This is a genomic window from Denitraticella aggregata (assembly GCF_048158365.1).
Classification (GTDB): domain Bacteria; phylum Pseudomonadota; class Gammaproteobacteria; order Burkholderiales; family Rhodocyclaceae; genus Azoarcus_F.
Map to the genome: position 1 here is coordinate 1 of NZ_JBLLNL010000017.1, position 26296 is coordinate 26296.

20 protein-coding genes and 1 tRNA gene are annotated in these 26296 nt (G+C 63.9%); 7 read left to right on the forward strand and 14 right to left on the reverse strand.

What is annotated here, in order from left to right:
* Positions 1-148: 148 nt before the first annotated feature.
* From ACKVEX_RS15500 to rpsU, 4 genes are all read right to left on the reverse strand, one after another.
* Positions 149-225, reverse strand: a tRNA-Ile gene (locus ACKVEX_RS15500).
* 115 nt (positions 226-340) lie between these two features.
* Positions 341-2383, reverse strand: a complete 2043-nt coding sequence (rpoD, locus tag ACKVEX_RS15505; protein WP_473216643.1) for an RNA polymerase sigma factor RpoD — start codon at positions 2381-2383, stop codon at positions 341-343.
* 60 nt (positions 2384-2443) lie between these two features.
* A complete protein-coding gene (gene dnaG, locus ACKVEX_RS15510) occupies positions 2444-4246 on the reverse strand; it encodes a DNA primase (protein ID WP_473216644.1) in 1803 nt (600 codons plus the stop codon).
* Positions 4247-4345: 99 nt separating this feature from the next.
* Positions 4346-4558, reverse strand: coding sequence for a 30S ribosomal protein S21 (rpsU, locus tag ACKVEX_RS15515; RefSeq protein WP_473216645.1), 213 nt, complete (start codon positions 4556-4558; stop codon positions 4346-4348).
* A 260-nt stretch (positions 4559-4818) separates the two neighbouring features.
* On the opposite strand from rpsU, the gene tsaD reads away from it, so the two are divergent.
* Entirely contained in the window at positions 4819-5877 is a 1059-nt protein-coding gene (tsaD, locus tag ACKVEX_RS15520) for a tRNA (adenosine(37)-N6)-threonylcarbamoyltransferase complex transferase subunit TsaD (protein ID WP_473216646.1), read from the forward strand.
* 13 nt (positions 5878-5890) lie between these two features.
* On the opposite strand, the gene plsY is transcribed toward tsaD, so the two are convergent.
* Positions 5891-6484 carry a glycerol-3-phosphate 1-O-acyltransferase PlsY gene (plsY, locus tag ACKVEX_RS15525; RefSeq protein WP_473216647.1) on the reverse strand — a complete coding sequence of 198 codons (594 nt, stop codon included), beginning with the start codon at positions 6482-6484 and terminating at the stop codon, positions 5891-5893.
* A gap of 190 nt (positions 6485-6674) precedes the next feature.
* On the opposite strand from plsY, the gene ACKVEX_RS15530 reads away from it, so the two are divergent.
* A complete protein-coding gene (locus ACKVEX_RS15530) occupies positions 6675-7052 on the forward strand; it encodes a dihydroneopterin aldolase (RefSeq protein WP_473216648.1) in 378 nt (125 codons plus the stop codon).
* 106 nt (positions 7053-7158) lie between these two features.
* Here the strand turns inward: ACKVEX_RS15530 and ACKVEX_RS15535 are convergent, their stop codons facing one another.
* The 8 genes from ACKVEX_RS15535 to ACKVEX_RS15570 all read right to left on the reverse strand — a co-directional run bounded on the left by ACKVEX_RS15535 (position 7159) and on the right by ACKVEX_RS15570 (position 15347).
* A complete protein-coding gene (locus ACKVEX_RS15535) occupies positions 7159-7533 on the reverse strand; it encodes an H-NS histone family protein (protein WP_473216649.1) in 375 nt (124 codons plus the stop codon).
* 176 nt (positions 7534-7709) lie between these two features.
* A complete protein-coding gene (gene ybaK, locus ACKVEX_RS15540) occupies positions 7710-8201 on the reverse strand; it encodes a Cys-tRNA(Pro) deacylase (protein WP_473216650.1) in 492 nt (163 codons plus the stop codon).
* 67 nt (positions 8202-8268) lie between these two features.
* Positions 8269-9186 (reverse strand): site-specific tyrosine recombinase XerD, encoded by a 918-nt coding sequence (xerD, locus tag ACKVEX_RS15545; protein WP_473216651.1) that lies wholly within the window; start codon positions 9184-9186, stop codon positions 8269-8271.
* 24 nt (positions 9187-9210) lie between these two features.
* Complete coding sequence (locus ACKVEX_RS15550) at positions 9211-10488, reverse strand: glutamate-5-semialdehyde dehydrogenase (protein ID WP_473216652.1); 1278 nt, start codon at positions 10486-10488, stop codon at positions 9211-9213.
* A 216-nt stretch (positions 10489-10704) separates the two neighbouring features.
* Positions 10705-11712: a DNA polymerase III subunit delta gene (gene holA, locus ACKVEX_RS15555; protein WP_473216653.1), complete on the reverse strand. Its 1008-nt coding sequence runs from the start codon at positions 11710-11712 to the stop codon at positions 10705-10707.
* Positions 11709-12209, reverse strand: coding sequence for an LPS-assembly lipoprotein LptE (locus tag ACKVEX_RS15560; protein ID WP_473216654.1), 501 nt, complete (start codon positions 12207-12209; stop codon positions 11709-11711). The genes holA and ACKVEX_RS15560 overlap by 4 nt, the downstream gene beginning before the upstream one ends.
* Positions 12210-12220: 11 nt before the next feature.
* Positions 12221-14842, reverse strand: a complete 2622-nt coding sequence (leuS, locus tag ACKVEX_RS15565; RefSeq protein ID WP_473216655.1) for a leucine--tRNA ligase — start codon at positions 14840-14842, stop codon at positions 12221-12223.
* Positions 14843-15020: 178 nt separating this feature from the next.
* A complete protein-coding gene (locus ACKVEX_RS15570) occupies positions 15021-15347 on the reverse strand; it encodes a hypothetical protein (protein ID WP_473216656.1) in 327 nt (108 codons plus the stop codon).
* Between the two features lie 338 nt (positions 15348-15685).
* On the opposite strand from ACKVEX_RS15570, the gene ACKVEX_RS15575 reads away from it, so the two are divergent.
* Positions 15686-17899 (forward strand): UvrD-helicase domain-containing protein, encoded by a 2214-nt coding sequence (locus ACKVEX_RS15575; RefSeq protein ID WP_473216657.1) that lies wholly within the window; start codon positions 15686-15688, stop codon positions 17897-17899.
* An 85-nt stretch (positions 17900-17984) separates the two neighbouring features.
* Here ACKVEX_RS15575 and ACKVEX_RS15580 read toward each other — a convergent pair whose 3' ends face one another.
* Entirely contained in the window at positions 17985-18764 is a 780-nt protein-coding gene (locus ACKVEX_RS15580) for a ParA family protein (RefSeq protein WP_473216658.1), read from the reverse strand.
* A gap of 248 nt (positions 18765-19012) precedes the next feature.
* Here ACKVEX_RS15580 and ACKVEX_RS15585 point away from each other — a divergent pair, with 248 nt between their 5' ends.
* The 4 genes from ACKVEX_RS15585 to dnaE are packed head-to-tail and all read left to right on the forward strand — an operon-like array spanning position 19013 to position 26261.
* Positions 19013-21313 carry an NADP-dependent malic enzyme gene (locus ACKVEX_RS15585; protein WP_473216659.1) on the forward strand — a complete coding sequence of 767 codons (2301 nt, stop codon included), beginning with the start codon at positions 19013-19015 and terminating at the stop codon, positions 21311-21313.
* A gap of 31 nt (positions 21314-21344) precedes the next feature.
* Positions 21345-22319, forward strand: a complete 975-nt coding sequence (locus tag ACKVEX_RS15590) for a quinone oxidoreductase family protein (protein WP_473216660.1) — start codon at positions 21345-21347, stop codon at positions 22317-22319.
* A gap of 34 nt (positions 22320-22353) precedes the next feature.
* Positions 22354-22725: a hypothetical protein gene (locus ACKVEX_RS15595; RefSeq protein ID WP_473216661.1), complete on the forward strand. Its 372-nt coding sequence runs from the start codon at positions 22354-22356 to the stop codon at positions 22723-22725.
* A 44-nt stretch (positions 22726-22769) separates the two neighbouring features.
* The gene (gene dnaE / locus ACKVEX_RS15600) at positions 22770-26261 is read left to right on the forward strand and encodes a DNA polymerase III subunit alpha (RefSeq protein ID WP_473216662.1); all 3492 of its coding nucleotides are present in this window, start codon (positions 22770-22772) and stop codon (positions 26259-26261) included.
* The last annotated feature ends 35 nt before the right edge of the window (positions 26262-26296 follow it).

Below are 26296 nucleotides of genomic sequence, written 5' to 3' on the forward strand. Positions count from 1 at the left end.
CCAGGAGAGAGTGGAATGTGGCCCGGAACGGCCACTTCGGGCGGCTGCCGAAGTCCGCAGGCTTCCGCAGGAACCCCCAACAACACGTGGGAACCGGCGCGATCAGGCAAGAAAAAACCCCAACCGAAAACGGTTGGGGTTTTGTTATTGGTGGGCCCAGAGGGACTTGAACCCCCGACCAAGCGATTATGAGTCGCCTGCTCTGACCAACTGAGCTATAGGCCCGGTACTGCATTTGAATCCTACTCCATCGACGGGACCGGCGACTGTCCGCCGCCGCGGTTCGTCCTGACGATCGGCGCGCCCCGGGACGGTGGCGCGCGATGATCGGGGTCAGGTTTCAGCTGTCGCTGTCGAGGAAGCTGCGCAGTCGCTCCGAACGGCTGGGGTGGCGCAGCTTGCGCAGGGCCTTGGCTTCGATCTGCCGGATCCGCTCGCGGGTGACGTCGAACTGCTTGCCGACTTCTTCCAGCGTGTGATCGGTGTTCATCTCGATGCCGAAGCGCATCCGCAAGACCTTGGCCTCGCGCAGCGTCAGTGAATCCAGGACCTCGCCGGTGGCGTCGCGCAGGCTGGAGAACATCGCGGCGTCGGCCGGTGCCAGCGTGGCCTGATCCTCGATGAAGTCCCCCAGGTGCGAATCGTCGTCGTCGCCGATCGGCGTTTCCATCGAGATCGGTTCCTTGGAGATCTTCATGATCTTGCGGATCTTCTCCTCGGGCATCTCCATCTTCTCCGCCAGTGTCGCGGGATCGGGCTCCTGTCCGGTCTCCTGCAGGATCTGACGGCTGATGCGGTTCATCTTGTTGATCGTCTCGATCATGTGCACCGGGATGCGGATGGTGCGCGCCTGGTCTGCGATGGAGCGGGTGATCGCCTGACGGATCCACCAGGTCGCGTAGGTCGAGAACTTGTAGCCACGACGGTATTCGAACTTGTCGACGGCCTTCATCAGGCCGATGTTGCCTTCCTGGATCAGGTCGAGGAACTGCAGGCCGCGGTTGGTGTACTTCTTGGCGATAGAGATTACCAGGCGCAGGTTGGCCTCGGTCATCTCGCGCTTGGCGCGGCGCATCTTGGCTTCGCCGGTGGACATCTGGCGGTTGATGTCCTTGAGTTCCTTGAGCGAGATGCCGATGCGGTCCTGCAGATCGATGAGTTTTTGCTGTTCCTCGAGCACGGCGGGATGAACCCGCATCAGGCCCTCGGCGTAATCCTTTCCTGCAGCGATCTCGTCCTTGAGCCAGTCAAGGTCGATCTCCCTGCCCGGGAAGATCTTGATGAAATGCTGTCGCGGCATGCCGGCGCGATCGACGCACAGGCGCAGGATCTGGCGCTCGTGACCGCGCACCTGTTCGACCATGTGCCGGACCGAGTCGCACAGGCGCTCGATCGTCTTGGCGGTGAAGCGGATGTTCAGCAGTTCGTCCGAAATCTGCCGTTGCAGGGCGCGATATGCGTCATTGGCGGGACCTTGCGCTTCGGCCGAGGCCCGTTGCTGCTTGTACAGGTCGTCGATGCGCGCGAACCGTTCCAGCGCATCGTTCTTGAGTTTCAGCAACGTCGCGGCGTTTGCGGCGGCTTCCTTCTCGGCGGCGGTCTCCTCGTCGTCCTCGTCCTCGTTGTCGTCGGCGGATGTTCCTTCTTCCCCCTCGCCGTCCGAATCGTCGTCGGATTCTTCCTCGTCACTGCCTTCGTCGAGAGCCTCGTCGGACTGCTCTTCCGCGCTGTCAGCGGCAGCTTCATTGGCGGTCGGGTCGATCAGTCCGTCGATCAGTTCATCGATGCGCATGTCGTCATTGGAGACCCTCTGCGCGGACTCGAGCATCTCCTCGATGGTGGTCGGGCAGGCCGAGATCGCCTGCACCATGTGCTTAAGGCCTTCCTCGATGCGCTTGGCGATCTCGATCTCGCCCTCGCGTGTGAGCAGTTCGACCGTACCCATCTCGCGCATGTACATGCGCACCGGGTCCGTGGTGCGGCCGAACTCGGAGTCGACCGATGACAGCGCCTGTTCGGCCTCCTCTTCGGCGGTGTCCTCGTCGACCGTAGACGGCACGTTATCCGACATCAGCAGGTCTTCGGCGGCTGGAGCCTCGTCGAACACCTGAATGCCCATGTTGTTGAAGGTCGCGATGATGCCTTCGATCTGCTCCGCGTCCGCGACATCGTCGGGCAGGTGATCGCTGATCTCCGCGTAGGTCAGATAACCCCGTTCCTTGCCGAGCGTGATCAGGGTCTTGAGTTGCGTTCGACGGAGTTCAGGGTCGAGCGGCACGGCTGCCTGGCTCGCTGCAGCGATCGCTTCGACCTTCTTCCGGGCTTTGGGGGTGCGCCCCTTGGGGCTGTCCTTGCGCGAACCTTTAGCTTTTTCGCGGGCCATGGCGCTCCTTGAATCGCGGTATAGATTAATCGAGGAAACCGTAAATTATACTATAAATTCTTAGTCTTGAGTCTTGCCGACGAGGTTCCGTTTTTCCATCAGAAGCTCTGCGAGCCGGTGGCGATCGGCATTGGACAGGCCATGCTCACGCTCCTGTTGCGCAAGCACCAGGATCTGGTCGTTGATCGCGTCGGCATGCAGTTTTCGCACGGTGTCTTCGAAAAGGGTTTCGATCACGTTTTCATCGTAGTCGGTGCCGACCAGATCTGCTGCGGCCCGTGACAGGGTGGCCTCGCTCGGCGTGTCCCTGAATCCTTCGACCAGCGCGCCCAGATCCCAGTTCGGTTCGATATCTCCGACACTCATCGCGTCGATCAGCGCCGCCAGTGCGCGTCCTTCGTCGTCGTCGAGCGGAACGAGGTCGACCGGCAGGCGCGCGATCCATGCCGGATGCTGCAGGACCAGGCGCAGCAGGGTGCCGACCGGCGTCGTGGGCTTGCGCCGATTGCGCGTGTTCGATGACCGGCTGGGCGTCGTGCCCGAAGGGGTAGCGCTGCCGGTGTTGCGCCGCTGTACTGGCCTGGCGAGCCCGAACGCGGTCTCGACCTCGCGCTGGCTCAGGCCGCTCAGTTCGGCGATGCGCTTGACCAGTTGCAGGCGCAGCAGCGGCGCGCCGACCTTGGACACCAGCGGCCGGGCATCGTGGACCAGCCGTGCACGGCCCTCGGCCGTGTCCAGTGGCAGCTCGGCCGTCAGCTCATCGACCAGGAAACCGGCCAGCGGGGTTGCGCGCTGCGCGGCCTGCCGGAGGGCGTCGGCCCCCTCGGCGCGCACGAACGAGTCCGGATCGTGCCGTTCCGGCAGAAACAGGAAAGCCAGGGTGACGTCGTCGCGCAGCGCTTCGAGCGCGGATTCCAGAGCTCGCCACGCCGCTTTGCGTCCGGCGGCGTCCCCATCGAAACAGAACACGATCCGCTCGGTGTGACGCAGCAGGGCCTTGATGTGATGCGGGGTCGTGGCCGTGCCCAGCGTGGCGACCGCGTTCGATACGTCGAACTGGGCGAGCGACACTACATCCATGTAGCCCTCGACCACCAGCGCGAAACCGGTGTCGCGAATCGCCTTCTGCGCTTGCACGAGGCCGTACAGTTCGCGACCCTTCTCGAACAAGGGTGTCTCGGGCGAGTTCAGATACTTGGGTTCGCTCTGATCCATTACCCGGCCCCCGAACGCGATGATTCGGCCGCGACGGTCCTGAATCGGGAACATGATCCGGTTGCGAAAGCGGTCGTAGCGATGTCCTGCCTCGTTCTCGATGACCAGGCCGGCGTCGAGCAGGGATGGGGCATCGTAGGCCGGAAACGCCTTCTGCAGCCCCTGCCAGTCGTCCGGCGCATAGCCGATACCGAAGCGGGCCGCGATCTCACCGGTGAGGCCGCGGCGCTTCAGGTAGTCGATTGCGGCAGCACTGTGCCGGAGTTGTTCGCGATAGAAGCGTGCTGCATTTGCCAGCGCTTCGATCAGCGCGTCCTGTTCGGCCGGAGGGGGGGCAAAGCGGTTGCCGGGCGTCTGTTCATGCGGTACCTCGAGGCCGGCGTGGCGCGCGAGTTCAGTGACCGCGTCGACGAAGCTCAGTCCGCTGTACTCCATCAGAAAGCCGATGGCGTTGCCGTGCACGCCGCAGCCGAAACAATGGTAGAACTGCTTGGCCGGGCTGATCGAGAAGGAAGGGGTCTTCTCGCCATGAAACGGGCAGCAGGCGAAATAGTTCGCGCCGCCCTTCTTCAGCGTGAGGTGGCGCTCGATGACATCGACGATGTCGACCCTGGCGAGCAGGTCCTGGATGAACGACTGCGGGATCATCTCAAGGGTGGCACGGTTTTCTGCAGTACAAAAGCCACACCGGGCGCGAACCCTGTGGTCCGCGCCCGGTGTGGAATATCCTGCCGGTCAGGCGTGCGATCAGTACAGCTTAGGCGGCAGCATCTGGCTGCGCAGGCGCTTGTGATTGCGCTTGACGGCTGCGGCGAGCTTGCGCTTACGCTCAGCGGTGGGCTTTTCGTAGAACTCACGCGAACGCAATTCGGTCAGCAAACCGGTTTTTTCGATTGTGCGCTTGAAGCGGCGGATCGCAACTTCAAACGGCTCGTTTTCCTTTACGCGAATACCCGGCATTACGGAAGTCCTTGGTTATTTGGGATGCAGATAAACGACGATTATAGCGACACCCCATCTCCGGATGCAAGGCCCGTGTCGATCCGGAAGGCGTGGCGGTGGCGCTTGAGCGAGTTCGGCGAGGCTTAGCGGATCCGTGCCTGCCAGGCTGCTGGAGCCGGTGTCCGAAGCGCGCAGCGCCCGCTGTCGGCCGCAGCATGAACACGCTAAACTCGGGTTCGACAGAATCCAGGGCACTGCCAGGTGATGATTTGACCGCCATGAAGGTGTTGGGCATCGAGACTTCCTGCGACGAGACCGGTGTCGCAGTGTACGACAGCGTTCAGGGGTTGCTCGGACATCGCGTCCATTCGCAGATCGACCTCCATGCGGCCTATGGAGGGGTCGTGCCGGAACTCGCGTCGCGCGACCATATCCGCTTGTTGCCTGCGCTGGTGCGTCAGACGGTCGAGGTGGCCGGGTGCTCGATGGCCGATATCGATGCGATTGCCTATACCGCCGGACCAGGCCTGGCCGGTGCATTGCTGGTCGGCGCGAGTTTCGCGGAGTCGCTCGGGCTCGCTCTCGACATCCCGGTTTTGCCGATCCATCACCTGGAGGGGCATCTGTTGTCCCCGCTGCTGTCGGCGGCACCCCCGGCGTTTCCATTCGTCGCGCTGCTGGTGTCGGGCGGTCACACCCAGTTGATGTCGGTTTCCGCGGTCGGTGACTACGTGCTGCTGGGCGAGACGCTGGACGATGCGGCCGGCGAGGCGTTCGACAAGACCGCGAAACTGATGGGGCTCGGCTACCCGGGCGGCCCGCAGCTTGCCGCGCTGGCTGCGAGCGGCCAGGCCGGACGATTCGCGCTGCCCAGGCCGATGCTGCGCTCCGGGGATCTCGACTTCAGTTTCAGCGGACTGAAGACCGCGGTATTGCACGTGGTCAGTGGCACGCAGTGGTCGGATCGACATCTCGCCGATCTCGCAGCCGACTTTCAGGAGGCCGTGGTCGACGTGCTGTGTGCCAAATCGCTCGCCGCGCTGGATCGGACCGGTCTCGCGCAACTGGTGGTTGCCGGCGGAGTCGGCGCCAACCGACGCTTGCGCGAACGGCTCAATGCCGCTGCGGAGCGCGAACGGGCGCAGGTGTTCTACCCGGAACCCGAGTTGTGCACGGACAACGGCGCGATGATCGCATTCGCGGGTGCGCTGCGCATGCTCGCGGGCGAAGGGCAGGCGGGGCCGCTCGGCGCACGCTCGCACGGTTCGGGCGCGGCGATCAAGGTCAGACCGCGCTGGCCGCTGGCGGAGCTTCAGCGGCCGGCGGTGGGAGGCTGAACTGCAACCTCGCTCAACGTTTTTGTGCGCCGATCTTTCCTTCGGTGCCGTTTTTCAGTTTGCGGATGTTCTCGGCATGGCGCCAGACCAGCACCGCGGCCATGACCAGCAGCACCCCGAACACCGGGCGATCGTCGATCAGGATCAGGCCGGAGACCGGCGTGATCGCCGCCGCTGCCAGTGCGGCCGCCGACGAGTAGCGGGTGGTGAAGGCGACCAGGAGCCAGGTCGCCAGCGCGATCAGGGCGATCAAGGGGCTTATGCCGGCCAGCACGCCGAGCGCGGTGGCCACGCCCTTGCCGCCCTTGAAGCGCAGAAATACGCTGAAGACATGGCCGAACAGCGCGCACAGCCCGGCCAGCGCGGCTTCACCTGCGCTGAAACCGAGCATCGTGGCGAGCCACACCGCAAACCAGCCCTTCGCGCAGTCGCCCGCCAGCGTGACGATCGCAGCCGCCTTGTTGCCGCTGCGCAGCACGTTGGTCGCGCCGGGGTTCCCGGAGCCGTACTGGCGCGGATCATCCAGACCGAACAGCCGGCTGGACAGGATTGCGAATGGAATGGAACCGATGAGATAAGCGACGATGGCGAGCAGAATGAGTGTCATGGTGTGTCGAGTCGTGTCGGGATGGGACGGGGGCGACGCTGGGTTCGGCGTCGAAATGGCGCGCTTCCTGACCGGTCTGTTCGCCCGGTCTCGGATCGCCCGTCAAGGCCTGTGCATCGCGCGAATCCGGCGGTTTCCTCGGCTGTCGATCGGCCTGCTAGAATTGCCCGGATTCTAATCGGGAAACCTCATGGATTTCATTTTCATCGAAGAACTGCGCGTTCAGGCCTGGGTTGGAATCTATGCCCGCGAGAAGGCGACGCCCCAGTCGGTCGAATTGAACCTGACCTTTGGCGTGCCGGACTCGGCGGCTGAAAGAGACAATATAGACGACACGATCGATTATGCCGAGGTGGTCGACCGCATTCGCGCAGATCTGGCCGAACGGCATTTCAATCTGATCGAAACCCTTGGCGAATTTGTCGTAGCCTTGTTGTTCAATGAATTCGGTGCACCATGGGTCAAGCTCAGAATTGCAAAAGTCGGCGTGATGAAAGGTGTGAGCAGGGTGGGCGTGTTCATTCAGCGCGGGAAGGACGGTCGTTCCCTGCCCGAGCATGCCGGCTGATCATCGGGAGGTGAGCGCCGACGTGTATGGCGTTGACGCCAGCCTGCCCGTCTAGGAGGGTCCTGTATCCGGCAGGTGCTCGAGGTGGGCGGCACTGCCGGTGGGATCAGTTTTCGTAGCGCCTTTCCAGCGCCTGCAGCGGTTTGTCCTGCGCGAGCCAATCGATGATCCATTGCGGCTTGCGCCCGTGGCCACTCCAGCCCTTTTCCGGATTCTCCGGGTGAAAGTATTTCGGTGGGAGCTTGTTGCCTTTTTTCAGCGTCGCTTTGGGGCCGCGTTTGCGCGGCGCGTTTTCGGTCCTGGCGTCGGTCTGGGCCATTTCTCCGATGACCTCTTCGAGCGAAAGACCTTCATCTTCCGCCATTTTCTTTATCTTTTTGACCAGCGCACGCTTGGTGGTTTCACTGCGTCGCTGGAGTTCATTGCCGACACGCGTCTGAAGTCGACGCAGGTCGGAAATCGACATCGAGCTGAGGTCCATTCGGTCTCCCTATTCGAATATTATTGCACCGGTATCGCGGATTCATTTCATTGCATTACGCATCGACGCGGATGCGAATACGCAATGACGCAATTCTGCCATTCAATCGCCGCGGATGAATAGCGGAAAAACGAAAAGGACCCGGAAAAGAAACTCCTTCCGGTCAATTCTCGCGCCTATTCCAGCGCTACGGTCACCAATTTCGGTTCAAGCAGTTTCAATAGATCATGGGGGTGAATACCCACCAGGAATCCTCTCCTTCCGCCATTGATGTGTACCAGGGGCAAATCGAGAATCGTCTTCTCCATGTAGACCGGCATGCTTTTTCGGGTGCCGAATGGTGACGTTCCGCCGATCAGATAGCCGGAATGGCGGTTTGCGACATCCGGCCGGCACGCGTCTATCCGCTTGCAGCCGACTTGCCGCGCGAGTTCCTTGGTGGACACCTTGCGATCGCCGTGCATCAGCACGATCAGCGGGGCTGCATTCTCGTCCTCCATGATCAGCGTCTTCACGATCGCGTGCTCCGGCAGATTCAGTGCGTGCGCGGACAGGCCGGTGCCGCCATGTTCTTCGTATTCGTAGAGATGGGTGGAGTAGGGGATCCGATTCTGCTTCAGGAGACGGGTTGCCGGTGTTTCCGGGGCATGTGGCTGGGTTCTGGACATTGCTCGGGCCTTCACTGTCTTCCGTGTTCGAACTGCGCAGGCGTTGAACCGGAACTGTCGGATTGACTCAGGCGCGCGGGTGATGCGCGGCGTGCAGCGATTTCAGTCGCTCCCGTGCGACATGCGTATAGACCTGCGTGGTCGAGATGTCCGCATGTCCGAGCAGCATCTGCACCACTCGCAGATCGGCGCCATGGTTGATCAGGTGCGTCGCAAAGGCATGGCGCAGCGTGTGGGGAGAAAGGCTTGCGCTGCGGATGCCGGCGGTCACCGCATACTGCTTGATGATGCGCCAGAACATCTGGCGTGACATGCCCCGACCGAAGCGGGTGACGAAGACGTGATCCGAGGGCTTGCCGTCCAGGATCACGGACCGGGCATCGCGCTGGTAGCGCGCCAGCCATTCCACCGCGCTTTCGCCCAGCGGTACGAGTCGTTCCTTGTCACCCTTGCCAAGGACCCGCAAGACCCCCTCCTGCAGGCTGACCGAGAACATTTTCAGCCCGACCAGTTCGGATACCCGCAGACCACTCGCGTAGAGCACCTCGAGCATGCAGCGATCGCGCAGGCCGATGGCCGTATCCGTGTCGGGCGCCTCCAGCAGGGCCTCGACCTGCGCCTCGGACAGGCTCTTCGGGAAGCGTTCGGCGCGCATGGGCGGATCGATCAGTGCGGTCGGATCCTCGGCAAGCGTGCCCCGCTCGATCAGGTGACGGTAATAGCGACGCCAGGCCGACAACAGTCTGCGCTGGCTGGCCGGGCTGGCGCGCGCACTGAAATCGGCGAGGTAGTCCGCCAGGTCGGCACGGCCGGCCTGCGTGAGGTCGCGCTTGCGACGCGCGAGCCAGCTCGCGAACAGTGCGAGATCGCTGCGATACCCGGCGATCGTATTGCGTGACAGCCCGTCCTCCAGCCAGATCGTGTCGGCGAAATCGTCGATCTGTGCCAGGGTGGCGGGTTCGAGCGCGTCGCAGGCGGATTTCATCGCATGATCCGGTCGAATGTCGGGTCAGCGTCGAATCTGACCGTCGCCGAACACGATCCATTTCTGGCTGGTCAGCCCTTCCAGCCCGACGGGTCCGCGGGCGTGGATCTTGTCGGTGGAGATGCCGATCTCCGCGCCGAGTCCGTACTCGAAACCGTCCGCGAACCGGGTCGATGCGTTGATCATCACCGACGCGGAATCGACCTCGCGCAGAAAGCGCATCGCGCGGGTGTAATGCTCGGTGACGATGGCCTCGGTGTGTCCGGAACTGTAGCGGTTGATGTGCTCGATCGCCTGATCGAGGTCCTCGACCACCTTGATCGCGATGATGGGCGCGAGATACTCCTCGTACCAGTCCTGTTCGGTGGCGGCGGTGAGGCTCGCCGATGCGATGCCGGCATCGCGCAGTATGGCCAGCGCGGTCGGGCATGCGCGCATCTCGACCTGTTTGCGCGCGAACATCGCACCGAGCAGCGGCAGGTAGCGCTTCGCGACCGTCGCGTCGATCAGCAGCGACTCGGCGGTATTGCAGGTGCCGTAGCGCTGCGTCTTCGCGTTTTCGACGATCGGCACGACCTTGTCCGGATCCGCGTCGCGGTCGATATAGACGTGGCAGTTGCCGTCCAGATGTTTGATCACCGGTACTCGGGCCTCGCGCGAGATGCGTTCGATCAGGCTCTTGCCGCCGCGTGGAACGATCACGTCGACGAACTCGGGCATCGTGATCAGATACCCGACGGCGGCCCGGTCGGTGGTATCGACCACTTGCACCGCAGTCTCGGGCAGGCCGGCGTCGAGCAGGCCTTGCCGTACACAGGACGCGATGGCCTGGTTGCTGTGCAGGGCTTCCTTGCCGCCGCGCAGGATCGCGGCGTTGCCGGACTTCAGGCACAGCCCGGCGGCGTCCGCGGTAACGTTCGGGCGGGCCTCGTAGATGATGCCGATCACGCCCAGCGGCACGCGCATCCTGCCCACCTGGATGCCGGACGGGCGACGCTTCACGTCGGTGATCTCGCCGACCGGGTCGGGCAGCGACGCGATCTGTTCCAGCCCGCTCGCCATGGCCTCGATGCCGCGTGTATCCAGCGTCAGCCGGTCGAGCAGGGCCGCTTCCAGACCGGCACTGCGGGCCTCGTCCAGGTCCTGCGCATTGGCGGCCAGCAGTTCGGTCGCGCGCCGGCGGATCGCGGTCGCAATTGCGATCAGCGCGTTGTTCTTGGCTTCGGTCGATGCGGCGGCAAGCCTGCGCGATGCGCTGCGGGCCTGCTGCCCCAGTGATTGCATGGTGGTCTGAATGTCCATCGGTTCCGGTTCGGTCATTGAATGGGATGTTTGCCCTATTGTAGTTCGGCCGGATCGCATCGGCACCGCGTCACCGCAACATCGGGGCCGGGCGAACGGATCACGCCCGGCAGAGCCGATCTTCTCGCTGGCGCCCCACGCGTCGGCTGGCGTTTCTCCAGGGGGGGCGGCTCGGGGGCGGCTGATCGATGGTGCCCGGCGACACCGACCGGTCGTTCAGTGGCGCGCGATGCGCAGTGCGAGCATCAGAAACTCGTCCCAGATGTCGCCCTCGACCAGGCCCTTGATGATCCGGTCGATCTTTGCCGCATGCAGCAGCGCGGCCCGCAGCGCGGGGGTTTGCAGCCGGGGCAGCGCACGCTGCAAGGCCTGCTTGCGCTTATCGTCGAAGATGCGCTCCGACCTGAACATCGCCGCGAGCGACTGGCCCGCGTCCTGGCCGCCACGAAACGCCGTCAGCGTGCGGATCTCGTTGACCAGCGCCCACAGCACCAACGGCGGGGCCACACCTTCTGCCCGGAGGCCCTCGATGAGGCGGGTGCACCGTGCCGGGTCGCCCTCGAGCACGGCCTGGCGAAGCTTGTCGATATCGTAGCGGGCGACGTTGAGCACTGCGGCTTCGACATCCTGCAGCGTCAAGGCGCCCTCGGGATGAAGAAGGCCGAGCTTCAGGATCTCCTGGTGCGCGGCGAGCAGATTGCCTTCGACATGTTCGGCGATGAACTGCAGCGCGTCGGCCGAGGCGGATTGCTTCTGCCGCGCCAGACGTTGCGCGATCCAGTCAGGCAGGCGTTCGCGTTCCGGTGCGTTGAGTTCGATGCTGACCCCGGCGTCGGACAGCACGCGAAACCAGGCGCTCTTGCGGGTTTGCCAGTCGAGCTCGGGCAGCGTGATCACGGTCAGCGTATCGCTGTCCTGTCTGGCGGCATGGCGCTGCAGTGCATCGCCGCCGTCGCGACCCGGCTTGCCGGTGGGGATGCGCAGATCGATGATCTTGCGTCCGCCGAACAGCGACAGATTGCCGGCGGACAGCGTCAGTGCGTCCCATTTGAAACCCTGGCCGACGACGAGGGTTTCACGCTCGTCGAATCCCTGACCACGCGCGGCGGCACGGATCGCGTCGGCCGCCTCGAGCACCAGCAAGGGTTCATTGCCGTGCAGCACGTAGAGTGCCGCGAGCGGCTTGTGCAGGTGGGATGCGAGCTGCTCGGGACGAAGATTCACGGCCCGATTGCGGCGAGGCGGCGCATCAACTGCTGAAGCAGGTCGTTCTCCATGTCACGCCACAGCAGCGCCTCCTCCTGCTCCTTGGCGATGACCTGCGAGTCGTCGAAGGTATAGTCGCGTCGCGCCGAGATCGTCGTGGCCGGTATCAGCGCCGTGCCGGCCCGATCGATCACGCGGAAGGTCAGGGCCTGGTTGAGCTGAAACTCGCTCACCTTGCCGGCCGACGACAGGGACAGGATGTCCTGGGTGCGGCGATTGCGCAGGATCTCGACGCGCGCGTCGGCCGCTGCGGCATCCTCGATCGCGACCGTCGTGCCGCTGGTGGCGATGCGTCGACGTACCGCCGCGCCGAACTCGGTGTTGGGGTCCGCGCCGACATGGATGGTTTCGAACGGCAGTGGCTGCGGGCCGCGCAGCTTGAAACCGCAACCGCTGATCAGCGACGTGGCGACCAGGGAGGCGAGGATCAGGACCAGGAATCTGCCGCGTGACATGGGGGGTGTCCTCAGACGACGATGTTGACCAGGCGCCCTGGCACGACGATGACCTTGCGCGGTGGTTTGCCCTCGGTGAACCGCTGGGTTGCGTCCGCCGCGATTGCGGTGGCCTCGATCTCCGCGGTCGCGGCCTCGGCCGCCACCTTGATGCTTCCGCGCAGCTTGCCGTTGATTTGCAGCATCAGTTCGATTTCGTCCCGGCGCAGCGCGTCCTCCGACGGTTCGGGCCAGGCAGCGGACAGGATGTCATGGTCGAAACCGCACTCCTGCCACAGCGCGTGGGTCAGATGCGGCGCGATCGGAGACAGCAGGCGCAGCAGGATGGACAGGCCTTCCTCGGCGAGTTCGGCATGCGCGCAGGCGTGGTCGCGGGGCGCCTTCTCCAGCGCATTGAGAATCTTCATCGCGGCCGAAGCCACGGTGTTGAACTGGTGCTTGCCGAAGTCGTAGTTGGCCTGCTTGAGATGGACGTGGATCTCGCGGCGTACGTCTGCCAGGGCGGCCGGCAGCTCGGACCTGCCCAATGTACGCTCGCGTGGCAGGCGGGGGCGGGTCTCGGCGCAGTAGGTGGCGCCGTAGTTCCATACCCTGCGAAGGAATCGGAACGCGCCTTCCACGCCGGAGTCGGACCATTCGAGTTGCTGGTCGGGGGGGGAGGCGAAGATGATGAACAGGCGGGCGGTATCGGCGCCGTATGCGTCGACCAGCGCCTGCGGGTCGACGCCGTTGTTCTTGGACTTGGCCATCTTCTCGATGCCGCCGATGACCACCGGGTGGCCGTCGGCGATGAGGCGGGCCCCGACGATGCGGCCTTTCTCGTCGCGCTCGACGGCCACCTCGGACGGGTTGATCCACTGCTTCTTGCCGTCACCGAGATCGCGGTAATAGGTCTCGGCCACCACCATTCCCTGGGTCAGCAGGTTGGTGAAGGGTTCGGAGGTTTCGACCAGGCCGCAGTCGCGCATTGCACGGGTGAAGAAGCGTGAATAGAGCAGATGCAGGATCGCATGCTCGATACCGCCGATGTACTGGTCGACCGGGGCCCAGTAGTTGACCCGTTGGTCGACCATCGCAGCGTCGTTGTCGCTGCAGGCGTAGCGCAGGAAATACCAGGACGACTCGACGAAGGTGTCCATCGTGTCGGTCTCGCGTCGCGCGGTCTTGCCGCAGCGGGGGCAGCTGCACTCGTAGAACTCGGGCATCTTCGCCAGGGGCGAACCGCGACCGGTGACCTCGACGTTCTCCGGCAGCACGACCGGCAACTGGTCGTCCGGCACCGGCACGTCGCCGCAGGCGTCGCAATGGATCATCGGGATCGGACAACCCCAGTAGCGCTGGCGGGAAATGCCCCAGTCGCGCAGCCGATACTGCGTGCGTTTGAGGCCAAGCCCACGCGCCTGAAGGTCGGCACCGATCGCATCGACCGCATCCTGGAAATGCAGGCCGTCGTACTGGCCGGAATTGACCAACCGGCCTTGTTCGGCATAGGCCTCCTGCCACGGCGCACGCGTGTCCTCGTAGGCGTCACGGGTGGAGCGCACCACCATCCTGATAGGCAAGCCGTACTTCGTGGCAAACGCGAAGTCACGTTCATCGTGGGCCGGCACCGCCATCACCGCGCCCTCGCCGTAGCCCATCAGCACGTAGTTGGCGACCCACACCGGCATGAATTCGCCGGACAGTGGATGGACGACACGCAGCCGGGTCGGCATGCCCTTCTTCTCCATCGTCGCGAGGTCGACTTCGGACACGCCGCCGTGTTTGCATTCGTCGATGAAGGCCGCCAGTTCCGGGTCGCCGTTCGCGGCCAGGGTCGCCAGTGGGTGCTCGGGTGCGACCGCCACGTAGGTCGCGCCCATCAGCGTGTCGGCGCGCGTAGTGAAGACCTTGAGAATGCCGGGCTGGCCGATCGTGGACAGATCGTAGGGGAAATGGATCTCCACCCCCTCCGAGCGACCGATCCAGTTCCGTTGCATGGTCTTGACCTGCTCGGGCCAGTTCGGCATGCCGTCGAGCGCGTCGAGCAGCTCGTCAGCATAGGCGGTGATCTTCATGTAGTACATCGGGATCTCGCGCTTTTCCACCAGCGCGCCGCTGCGCCAGCCGCGTCCGTCTATCACCTGCTCGTTCGCGAGCACGGTCTGGTCCACCGGGTCCCAGTTCACCGTGCCGAGTTTCTTGTAGATCAGTCCCTTCTCATAGAGCCGCGTGAACAACCACTGTTCCCAGCGGTAGTACTGCGGTGTGCAGGTCGCCAACTCACGCGACCAGTCGATCGCGAAGCCGAGGCGCTTCAACTGCCCCTTCATGTAATCGATATTGGCGTAGGTCCACTTCGCCGGCGGCACGTTGTTCTGGATCGCCGCGTTCTCGGCCGGCATGCCGAACGCGTCCCAGCCCATGGGCTGGAGCACGTTGAAACCGCGCATGCGGTAGTAGCGCGCCAGCACGTCGCCGATCGTGTAGTTGCGCACATGGCCCATGTGCAGCTTGCCCGAAGGGTACGGGAACATGCTCAGGCAGTAGTACTTGGGCCGGGAGCGGTCCTCGGTGGCGGTGAACGCCCCGGTGTCGTTCCAGTGCTGCTGGGCGGCGGATTCGATCTCGGCGGGGCTGTATTTTTCCTGCATGGTGGGTGTTCGGGCTGGGGGCGTGATAAACGGCGGATTATACCGTGAAGCACCGCCGTGCCGACGGGTACGCGCGCAGCGGTGTTCGAAAGCCGCAGCAAAAAAATCGGGCATCCGCATGCGCTGGATGCCCGAATCTCGCTGGAAGGCGCTAGCAGGCTGTCGTGCCGTCCGGCGGTCAGGTCGCGTGGCGATCCGGGCCGTGGTTGCGCTGCCAGGCGGAAGACATCGCAATGCAGATGTCTTCGATCGCGTTCATCGGCAGGCGCCACAGTCGATTCTGGCTACGCAGGAAGGGCGTGACGTCGGGTTCGCACAGCGTGCGTTCTTCCTTGGCCAGCAATTCCCGGAAAGTGTGCATGGCTTCGCCCCAGTACTCGGCATTGCCCACCCAGCCGGTCTTGTCGGTGGATTCACGCACAGCCTTGCGCCACAATACTCTGGCCCGTTCGGTCGATACCCCGGCCTTGCGGGCGTACCACGGAAGAAGTTTCGGGGTTTTCATGATTTACTCTCCATTCGGCCCGGTCAGGGCTTGATCAGGCATTCCCGGCCTTGTGAGTGGGAACGTCTGTTACGGCAATGTTATGATGCATTGCAGTAAGTTTTGGTGTTTCGGACTATACCGTTCTTGCTGGGATTTCACTTGATTCGAGTCATTTAACTGCAAATAAGTTCCCGGATTTGATGCAGTGCACAATTTCAAATTAACCGATTGGTCGGACAACATCAAGGGCGGTGTCGTGTCGGTGCAACGCGGCTTGCCGCGTGTGAAAGACTGCGGTTCGGTCGGTCGGCGCTTGCCGAGGCGGTAGAATCCCGACTCGAACCCAGGATTCCTCGATGTCAGATCTGCTCGTAAACCTCAATAACGAACAACTCCAGGCTGTCACGCTTCCACCCCAGCATGCGCTGATCCTCGCCGGAGCAGGATCAGGCAAGACGCGCGTTCTGACCACGCGCATCGCGTGGCTGGTGCAGACCGGACAGGTCGATCCGCAGGGCGTGCTGGCGGTGACCTTCACGAATAAGGCGGCCAAGGAAATGCTCGCGCGCCTGTCGGCCATGTTGCCCCTGTCGTTCGGGCGTTCGGCGCGCGGCCTATGGGTCGGCACCTTCCACGGACTGTGTAACCGTTTGTTGCGTGCCCATCACCGCGACGCCGGTCTGGCCCAGTTGTTCCAGATTCTCGACTCGGCCGATCAACTCGCAGCGATAAAACGTCTGCTCAAGGCCTTGAACGTCGATGACGAACGCTATCCGCCGCGCGATCTCCAGCATTTCATAAATGCCCAGAAGGAGGCGGGCCTGCGTCCTCATGCGGTCGAAGCCTGGGATGACCATACCCGCCGCCGTGTCGAGCTCTACACCGAGTACGAAGCGCAATGCCAGCGTGAGTCGGTCGTGGATTTTGCGGAACTGCTGCTACGCACTTTCGAATTGCTCGAGCGCAACGAACCGATCAGACGCCATTACCAGCGGCGATTCCGTCACATCCTGGTCGACGAATTCCAGGATACCAATCGACTGCAGTATCGCTGGTTGAAATTGCTGGCCGATGACGGACGCGAGGGCGGAGCGTCGCTGTTCTGCGTCGGTGACGACGATCAGTCGATCTACCGCTTTCGCGGCGCCGAGGTCGGGAACATGCGTGACTTCGAGCGCGAGTTCGCGGTGAAGAACGTGATCCGGCTCGAGCAGAACTACCGTTCTCACGGCAACATCCTGGATGCCGCGAACGCGATCATCGTGCATAACACCGGGCGCCTGGGGAAGAACCTGTGGACCGAGCATGGCAGCGGCGAGGCAATTCGGGTGTTCGAAGCCTTCAGCGATGTGGACGAGGCGCGCTGGGTGGTCGAGGAGGTGCAGTCGCTGGTGCGCGACGGCATGAGCCGCTCCGACATCGCGCTGCTCTACCGTTCCAACGCACAGTCGCGCGTCCTCGAGCATCAGCTGTTTTCGGTCGGCATCGCCTACCGCGTCTATGGTGGCCTGCGCTTTTTCGAGCGTCAGGAGGTCAAGCACGCGCTGGCCTATCTGCGTCTGATCGCCAACCCGGACGACGACACCGCGTTCAGCCGGGTGGTCAATTTTCCGACGCGCGGCATTGGCTCGCGTTCCATCGAGGCCCTGCAGGAGGCCGCGCGCACCTGGAACACCAGCCTCTACGCCACCGTTCCGCACCTGAGCGGCAAGCCGGGCACGGTGCTGGCGCAGTTTCTGCGGCTCATCGAGGACATGCGACGCGATACGCGGCAACTGCTGCTGCCCGAACTGGTCGATCACGTGCTCGACGCATCCGGCCTGCGCAAGCATTACCGCAGCGAAAAGGAGGGTCAGGAGCGCCTGGAGAACCTGGACGAACTGATCAACGCCGCGTCGAACTTCGTCGGGGAGGCCACTGCGGATGCGGAGGCACTGGCCGAGCCGCATGCGCTGCTGACCGACTTTCTGGCCCATGCGTCTCTGGAAGCCGGGGACCATCAGGCCGATGCCGGGGCCGAAGCCGTGCAGTTGATGACGGTGCATGCGGCCAAGGGCCTCGAGTTCGATGCGGTATTCCTGTCCGGCCTGGAGGAAGGCCTTTTCCCGCACGAGAACAGCATTCTGGAGAAGGAGGGTCTGGAGGAAGAGCGGCGCCTGATGTATGTCGCGGTCACCCGCGCGCGGGCGCGGCTCTATCTGTCGTTTGCGCAAAGCCGCATGCTGCACGGCCAGACCCGCTACAACCTGCGTTCGCGATTCCTCGAGGAGATTCCGGAAGGGCTGACCAAGTGGCTGTCACCGCCCAGCCCGCGCCCGCGCGCGGGCGGTCAGGGGTTCGGCGCGTATTACCAGCCCAGCAGGACTGCGTCCGCGCCGGTTCGCGAGCCTTCGCGTGCGCCCGAACTCGGTGGTCTGCGAATCGGGCAGTCGGTACGCCACGCGCGCTTCGGTCAGGGCGTGATCGTGGCGTCCGAAGGCGGGGGCTCCGATGCGCGGGTACAGGTCAATTTCGGTCCGGACGGACTGAAGTGGTTGCTGCTGTCGGTGGCCAAGCTCGAGGCCTGCTGAGGATCCACCGAGGGCGGACTACACCCTCCCCTTCAAGGGGAGGGTCGGGGTGGGGATGGGGTAGGACGGACCCCCGGCGGCGTGCTCAGGCGCCGTACTTGCGTGCCAGGGTATCGTGCAACTGCACGTATTCCTGCGACAGCTTGTGCCGCGCATCGAGATGAATCATCGGGCGCGACTGCTCGTGCGATTCCTTGATCTTCACCGAGGACGACAGGTACGGTGCGAGCACCGGCAAGCCTTCGTCGATCAGCTCCCTGACCACTTTCTGCGGCAGGCTGGCGCGCGGCTGGAACTGATTCACGACGATCCCCTCGACCTCGAGATCACGATTGTGATCGGACTTGATCTCTTCGACATTGTCGAGCAGGGAGTAGATCGCGCGACGCGAAAAATCGTCGCAATCGAATGGGATCAGGCAGCCGTTGGCGGCGATCAGTGCCGACCGCGTATAGAAGTTCAGCGCAGGCGGCGTGTCGATATAGATCAGGTCGTAGTCGTCCGCGAGTTCATCGAGCGCATCGCGCAGCTTGTAGATCTTGTAGCGTGATTCCAGCTTGCCCTGAAGATCCTCGAGGCCCGGATGAGAGGGCATGACATGCAGTCCGGGGTACGGACTCTCGACGATGAACTCGCCGGTGTCCTTGGGGTTGAGCTTGAAGTTCAGCGTCTGGTCGAAGAAGTCGGCCAGCGTGGTCTCGAGTTCGGTGCCGGGCACGCCGAGCAGGTAGTGGGTCGAGTTGCCCTGCGGGTCCAGGTCCACGACCAGTGTGCGCTTGCCGACGTGGGCGCTGATGGCGGCGAGATTGCAGGTGATCGTGGATTTGCCGACACCGCCCTTCTGATTGAACACCACTCTGCGCATAGCCCCTTGTCCCCTGTAGTTTTGCGTGATTCTGCCAAAAATCCGGGTCGACTGCTTGATATCCGGTCATGACGTCCTGCGCGCGAACCCGCGGGCACCGTGTGTGCCCGCTGCGCATTGCTGCATCCAGCGCGCTGATGCGGACTCGATGCACCGGGAAGGCTGCCAATCGGGTAGGCGCTGGGATAAACTTCCACGCCTGTAGCCCGGACACCAGACAACAAGGCCGCCACTCCAAAGGGGAGAACATGGAACAGGATTTCATCACCGCCGCACTCGACTACCATCGCCTGCCGACCCGCGGCAAGATATCGGTGGTTCCGACCAAGGGTTTGACCAATCAGCGTGATCTCGCGCTGGCCTATTCGCCGGGGGTGGCCGCCGCCTGCGACGCGATCGTCGCCGACCCGGGTCAGGCACAGGAACTGACCTCGCGGGGCAATCTGGTCGGCGTCGTGACGAACGGCACGGCGGTACTCGGGCTGGGCAACATCGGCCCGCTCGCGTCCAAGCCGGTGATGGAGGGCAAGGGCTGCCTGTTCAAGAAATTCGCGAACATCGACGTGTTCGACATCGAGCTGGCCGAGAACGACCCGGACAAGCTCATCGACATCATCGCGTCACTCGAGCCCACGCTGGGGGGCATCAATCTCGAGGACATCAAGGCGCCGGAGTGCTTCTACATCGAGCAGAAGCTGCGCGAGCGGCTGAATATTCCGGTCTTCCATGACGATCAGCACGGCACCGCGATCATTTCGGCGGCGGGGCTCATCAACGGGCTCCAGGTGGTCGGCAAGCAGATCGACCAGGTCAGGCTGGTGTGCTCCGGCGCAGGCGCGGCCGCGATCGCGTGCCTCGATGTGATGGTCGGTCTCGGCCTCAAGCGCGAGAACGTTTTCGTGTGCGACTCCAAGGGCGTGATCCGGGTGGGCCGCGACGAGAACATGGAACCGAACAAGGCGCGTTACGCGCAGACCACCGATGCCAGCACGCTGAGCGAGGTCATCGAGGGGGCGGACGTCTTTCTCGGACTGTCCGCCGCAGGTGTGCTGAAGCCGGAAATGGTGGCCCGCATGGCGGATCGACCGCTGATCTTCGCGCTCGCGAATCCGAATCCGGAGATTCTTCCGGAGGATGCGAAGAAGGTCCGTCCCGACTGCATCATCGCGACGGGGCGTTCCGACTATCCGAACCAGGTCAACAACGTGTTGTGTTTTCCGTTCATCTTCCGTGGCGCACTGGATGTCGGCGCGACCAAGATCACCGAGGAGATGAAGCTTGCCTGCGTGAAGGCGATCGCCGAACTCGCTCGCGCCGAACAAAGCGATATCGTCGCGTCCGCCTACAGCAGCGAGGAGTTGACCTTCGGGCCGGACTACATCATTCCCAAGCCCTTCGATCCGCGCCTGATCGTCAAGATCGCGCCGGCGGTGGCCAGGGCGGCGATGGCGTCCGGTGTCGCCACCCGGCCGATCGAGGATTTCGAAGCCTACGCCGCCAGCCTGACCAACTTCGTCTATCAGTCCGGCATCGTGATGAAGCCGGTGTTCAACGCAGCCAAGGCGATACCGGCGGCGCAGAAGCGGGTGATCTTCGCCGAGGGTGAGGACGAACGCGTGCTGCATACGGTGCGGGTGGTCATCGACGAGGATCTCGCCCGGCCGATTCTGATCGGGCGACCGAGCGTGATCGAGATGCGCATCGCGAAGATCGGGCTCAATCTGGTCCCCGAGCGCGATTTCGATGTGGTCAATCCGGAATCGGACCCACGCTACCGTGAGCTGTGGAACGAATATTATCGACTGCTGAGCCGCGACGGTGTCACGCCGGAGATCGCCAAGGCCAAGATGCGCCGCGATACCACGCTGATTGCCTGCATGCTGCTGCGCCGCGGCGACGCCGATGCAATGGTGTGCGGCACCTTCGGCACGTATGAGTATCATCTTAAGCAGGTCGAGGACGTCATCGGTCTGGCGAAGGGCGCCAGGCTGCTGGCCGCGATGAATCTTCTGTTGCTGCCCAAGCGCATGCTGGCGATATCGGATGCCTATGTGAACGAGAATCCGGACGCCGCAGAGGTGGCCGAGATTGCCCGGATGGCGGCCCAGGAACTCCAGCGCTTCGGTATCGAACCCCGCGTGGCCCTGCTGTCGCACTCCAACTTCGGCAGTTCGAGTTCGGCATCGGCACGCAAGATGCGGGCCGCGCGTGACATCCTGCAGGCGACGCAACCCGAGCTGATCTGTGATGGCGAGATGCATGGTGATGCGGCGCTCGATCCGGAGATTCGTGACCGCGTCCATCCGGGCTCGACGCTGTCCGAGGACGCGAACCTGTTGATCATGCCCAACGTCGACGCAGCCAACATCTCGTTCAACCTGATGAAAATCGCCAATGGCGATGGGGTCTCGGTCGGTCCCATCCTGCTCGGGGCCGCGCTGCCCGTGAACATCCTGACCCCGTCGGCGACGGTCCGCCGCCTCGTGAACATCACCGCAATCTCGGTCGTCGATGCCCATGAGCAGCGCCGCCGCGAGGCGGAGTCCTGATGTTCCCGATCCACTAACCAAGGAAGCTGACATGCCCAACGCGATTCGCATTCACCGTACCGGCGGTCCGGAAGTCCTGACCTGGGAGGCTGTCACGCTCGACCCGCCCGGTGAAGGCGAGGTCCAGCTGCGCCACGAGGCGATCGGACTGAACTACATCGACACCTATCATCGCGCCGGCATGTACCCGCTGCAGTTGCCATCCGGCATCGGGCTCGAAGGGGCGGGCGTGGTCGAGGCGCTCGGGTCCGGGATCACCGACCTGCGCGTAGGTGACCGGGTCGCGTACGCGGGTGGGCCGATCGGCGCATACGCCGAGGTGCGCAACATGCCGGCCGATCGGTTGCTGAAGCTGCCGCAGGCGATTTCGTCCGAGGAGGGCGCGGCGATGATGCTGCAGGGTCTGACCGCGCAGTACCTGTTGCGTCGAACCTATCGGGTGCAGCCGGGCGACACCATCCTGATCCACGCGGCGGCCGGCGGGGTGGGGTTGATCGTGTGCCAGTGGGCCAAGGCACTCGGTGCAACCGTGATCGGCACGGTCGGTTCCGACGAAAAGGCGGCATTGGCCAGTGCCCACGGTTGCGACCATCCGATCGTCTATACCCGTGAGGACTTTACCGAGCGGGTAAAGGCGATCACGTCCGGCGCCGGTGTCGCGGTCGTCTACGATTCGATCGGCAAGGAGACCTTCATGGCCTCGCTCGACTGTCTGCGTCCGATGGGCATGATGGTCCTGTTCGGGGCTGCATCCGGCGCGGTGCCGCCGGTCGATCTCCAGGTGCTGGCGCAAAAGGGATCGCTGTTCGTGACCCGCCCGACGCTCTTTACGTACGTCGCGAAGCGCCCGGACCTCGTCGAGATGGCCGAGGACCTGTTCGGCATGGTCGAGTCCGGCAAGGTCCGGATAAACGTGAATCAGCGCTATCCGCTGCGCGAGGCGGCGCGGGCGCACGCGGATCTGGAGGCGCGCCGGACCACGGGTTCCACGATCCTGTTGCCGTGATTTTCGCGCGGCGGACGAAAGGATGAAAGTGTCGATGCCGCGCACCATGCGAGTGCTGTTCGCAGCGCTCGCGTTCTGCGCCATTGCTGCGCCGCTGCAGGCGCAACCGACCGGGCAGGGCGCACTGAGTCCGTCTCAGGCCGCCTTCGTGAGGGCGGAGAACAAGCGGGTCGAGGATTATTTCGTCGCCCGGGTGGCCCGGATCGTGGCAGTCCGCCCCGAGCAGGTGCGTCGTGCGATGCCGGACGAGCGCCGCATCACCGTGGCGGTATCGCGCCTGATCGCGGCGCTGGAGATGGACCTGGGGCGGCCGCTGTCGCCCGAGCAACAGGCGCTGATCCGCGAGGCGGATGAGGACCGTCTTGCGGCGCTGGCTCGCATCCGGGGAGGCGCTTCGCAACGCTGACGCCAGCGCCTTGGGCACGGGCAAGTCGGGTAAAATCGTCGCCCATGAGCGCATCGCACCAGCCCCGTTTCGTCCACCTCCGTCTCCACTCCGAATATTCGATCCAGGACGGCATCGTCCGGCTCGACCAGGCGGTCGCCGCCGCCGCCGCGGACGGCATGCCAGCGCTGGGTATGGCGGATCTGGCCAACCTGTTCGGCATGGTCAAGTTCTACAAGCTGGCCCGTGGGCGCGGGGTCAAACCGATCGTCGGCGTCGATGCGTGGATCACGAACGATGTCGACCGGGACAAGCCGTTCAGAGTGCTGTTGATCTGTCGCAATCGCCAGGGCTACGGCCAGCTGTGCGAGTTGCTGACGCGCGCCTATCTGGAGAACAAGCATCGCGGGCGGGCCGAGATGCGGCGAGACTGGTTCGGCGGCGGTGCGGCATCCGGCCTGCTGTGCCTGTCGGGCGCGATGTCGGGCGACATCGGTCAGGCGATCTTCAACGGTAATCCGGATGCCGCGCGTGCGCTCGCGCACGAGTGGGCGGCGCTGTTCCCGGACGCGTTCTACATCGAATTGCAGCGCGCCGGACATCCCGGCACCGAGGCCTACATCCGGTCGGCGCTGCAACTGGCCACCGACTGTTCATTGCCGGTGGTGGCGACCCATCCGGTCCAGTTCATGAAGCCGGAGGATTTCAAGGCGCACGAGGCGCGGGTGTGCATCGCTCAGGGCTTCGTGCTGGCCGACAAGCGTCGCCCCAGGGATTTCACGCCGGAACAGTGCTTCAAGACCCAGGACGAGATGTGCGCACTGTTCGCGGACATCCCGGAGGCGCTGGAGAACGCGGTCGAGATCGCGCGCCGCTGTTCGCTGACGGTGCAACTGGGCAAGAACTTCCTGCCGCTGTTTCCGACCCCCGAGGGCATGACGCTGGACGACTTTCTGGTGGTCGAGGCGAAGCGCGGCCTCGACGAGAGGCTGCTCGAGCTGTATCCGGATGCGGCAGAGCGCGAGCGACATCGGCCCCGGTATGAAGACCGGCTCAAGTTCGAGACCGACACCATCATCCAGATGGGGTTTCCCGGTTACTTCCTGATCGTGGCCGACTTCATCATCTGGGCCAAGGAAAACGGCGTGCCGGTCGGCCCGGGGCGAGGTTCGGGCGCGGGTTCGCTGGTCGCCTACTCCTTGCGCATCACCGATCTCGACCCGCTAGAGTATGCGCTGCTGTTCGAGCGCTTCCTGAACCCGGAGCGGGTGTCCATGCCCGACTTCGACATCGATTTCTGCCAGGACAACCGCTACCGCGTGATCGAGTATGTGCGCGATCGCTACGGCCGGGATGCGGTCAGCCAGATCGCGACTTTCGGCACGATGGCCTCCAAGGCGGTGGTGCGTGATGTCGGGCGCGTGCTGGACCTGCCGTACGGTCTATGCGACCGCTTGTCCAAGCTGGTGCCGGTAGAGGGCGCCAAGCCGGTGTCGCTGGCCAGGGCTTACGAGATGGAGCCGCAGATCGGCGAGATGATGACCGACGGCAACGACGGCGAGTCGGTGCAGGAATTGTGGTCGCTGGCCGAACCGCTGGAGGGCCTGACCCGCAACGTCGGCATGCACGCCGGCGGGGTGCTGATCGCGCCGGGCAAACTCACCGACTTCTGTCCGCTGTACCTGGCCGATGGTGACGATGCCACCACGGTGAGCCAGTTCGACAAGGACGACGTCGAGGCGGTGGGGCTCGTGAAGTTCGACTTTCTCGGCCTGCGCAACCTCACCATCATCAAGCTCGCGCTCGATTACGTCGAACGCCTGACCGGCGAGCGCCCCGACCTCAACGCACTGCCCTTCACCGACCCGGCCGCCTACCAGATCCTGAAGAACGCGAACACCACCGCGATCTTCCAGGTGGAATCGGACGGGATGAAGAAGCTGTTGAAGAAACTCGGTCCGGACCGCTTCGAGGACATCATCGCGGTGCTCGCGCTGTACCGTCCGGGGCCGCTCGGCTCGGGCATGGTGGACGACTTCATCCTGCGCAAGAAGGGTCAACAGGAGATCGACTATTTTCATCCTGACCTGAAGCCCAGCCTGGAGCCGACCTACGGCGTGATCGTGTACCAGGAACAGGTGATGCAGATCTCGCAGATCATCGGCGGTTATACGCTCGGTGGCGCCGACATGCTGCGCCGCGCGATGGGCAAGAAGAAGGCCGAGGAGATGGCCAAGCATCGCGAGATCATGCGTGAGGGCGCGAAGAAGCAGGGCTACGACGAAGCGCTGGCGATGAAGCTCTTCGATCTGATGGAGAAGTTCGCCGAATACGGATTCAACAAGTCCCACACCGCGGCCTATGCGGTGGTGACCTACCACACCGCGTGGCTGAAGGCGCATCACTGCTCGGCCTTCATGGCCGCGACGATGTCGGCCGATCTGGACAATACCGACACGATCCGGATCTTCTTCGAGGATGCGAAGGCGAACGGGATCGGCATCCTGCCGCCCGATGTGAACGAATCCGACTACCGTTTCGTCCCGGTGAGCCGCCATGCGATCCGCTACGGTCTCGGTGCGGTCAAGGGCTGCGGCGAGCCGGCGGTGAAGGCGATCCTGGCTGCACGCGAGGCCGGCGGTGCGTTTCGCGATCTGTTCGATTTCTGCGAGCGGGTCGATCGCCGCATGGTCAACCGGCGCGTGATCGAAGCCCTGATCCGGGCCGGGGCGATGGATACGCTGCCCGGCCATGCCGGACGAGATCGGGCGCAACTGATCGCGACGGTCAGTCTGGCGATGGAGGCTGCGGAGCAACTCTCGGCCAACGCGATGCAGGGCGGCCTGTTCGACGATCTGCCGGACGCGGCGGGCGCGTCGGTCGAGTTCGTTAAGGTGCGTGCCTGGTCGGAACGAGAGCGCCTGAAGGAGGAAAAGACCGCGATCGGTTTCTTCCTGTCCGGCCATCCGTTCAACGCGTTCAAGTCCGAAGTGCGCCGTTTCGTGCGCCGCAGCCTCGCCGAACTCGAACCGTCACGCGAACTGGCAATGCTGGCCGGTGTCGTGATGGAGGTGCGCACCAAGGTCGGCAACCGCGGCAAGATGGCCTTCGTGCAACTGGACGACGGGACCGAAGCGCGCGAGGTCGCGGTCTATTCGGAAGTGCTGGATGCGAATCGCGGCAAGATCGTCACCGACGATGTGCTGGTGGTCGAAGGCAGGATCAGCAACGATGAGTTCTCGGGGGGTTTGCGCATCATCGCCGACAAACTGATGACGCTGGGCGAGGCGCGCAGCCGTTTCGCGCGTGTCCTGCAATTACGCCTGAACGGCGAGGTCGGCCAGGCTGGCAGTGCGGTGGCGGCCGTCGAGAAACTGCAGGCGCTGCTGATGCCGTTCCGCGAGGGCGGCTGTCCGATCCGGGTGCGTTACCGCAACCACAACGCCGAGGCGGATCTGCCTCTCGGCGACACCTGGCGCATCCGTCCCGACGACGCGCTACTCGAGAGTCTGCGCGAGTGGCTGCCGCCGGATGGGGTGGAGGTGGTATACCACTGACCGCCATTGCCGCGGGATCGGACGGTGAGGCTTGT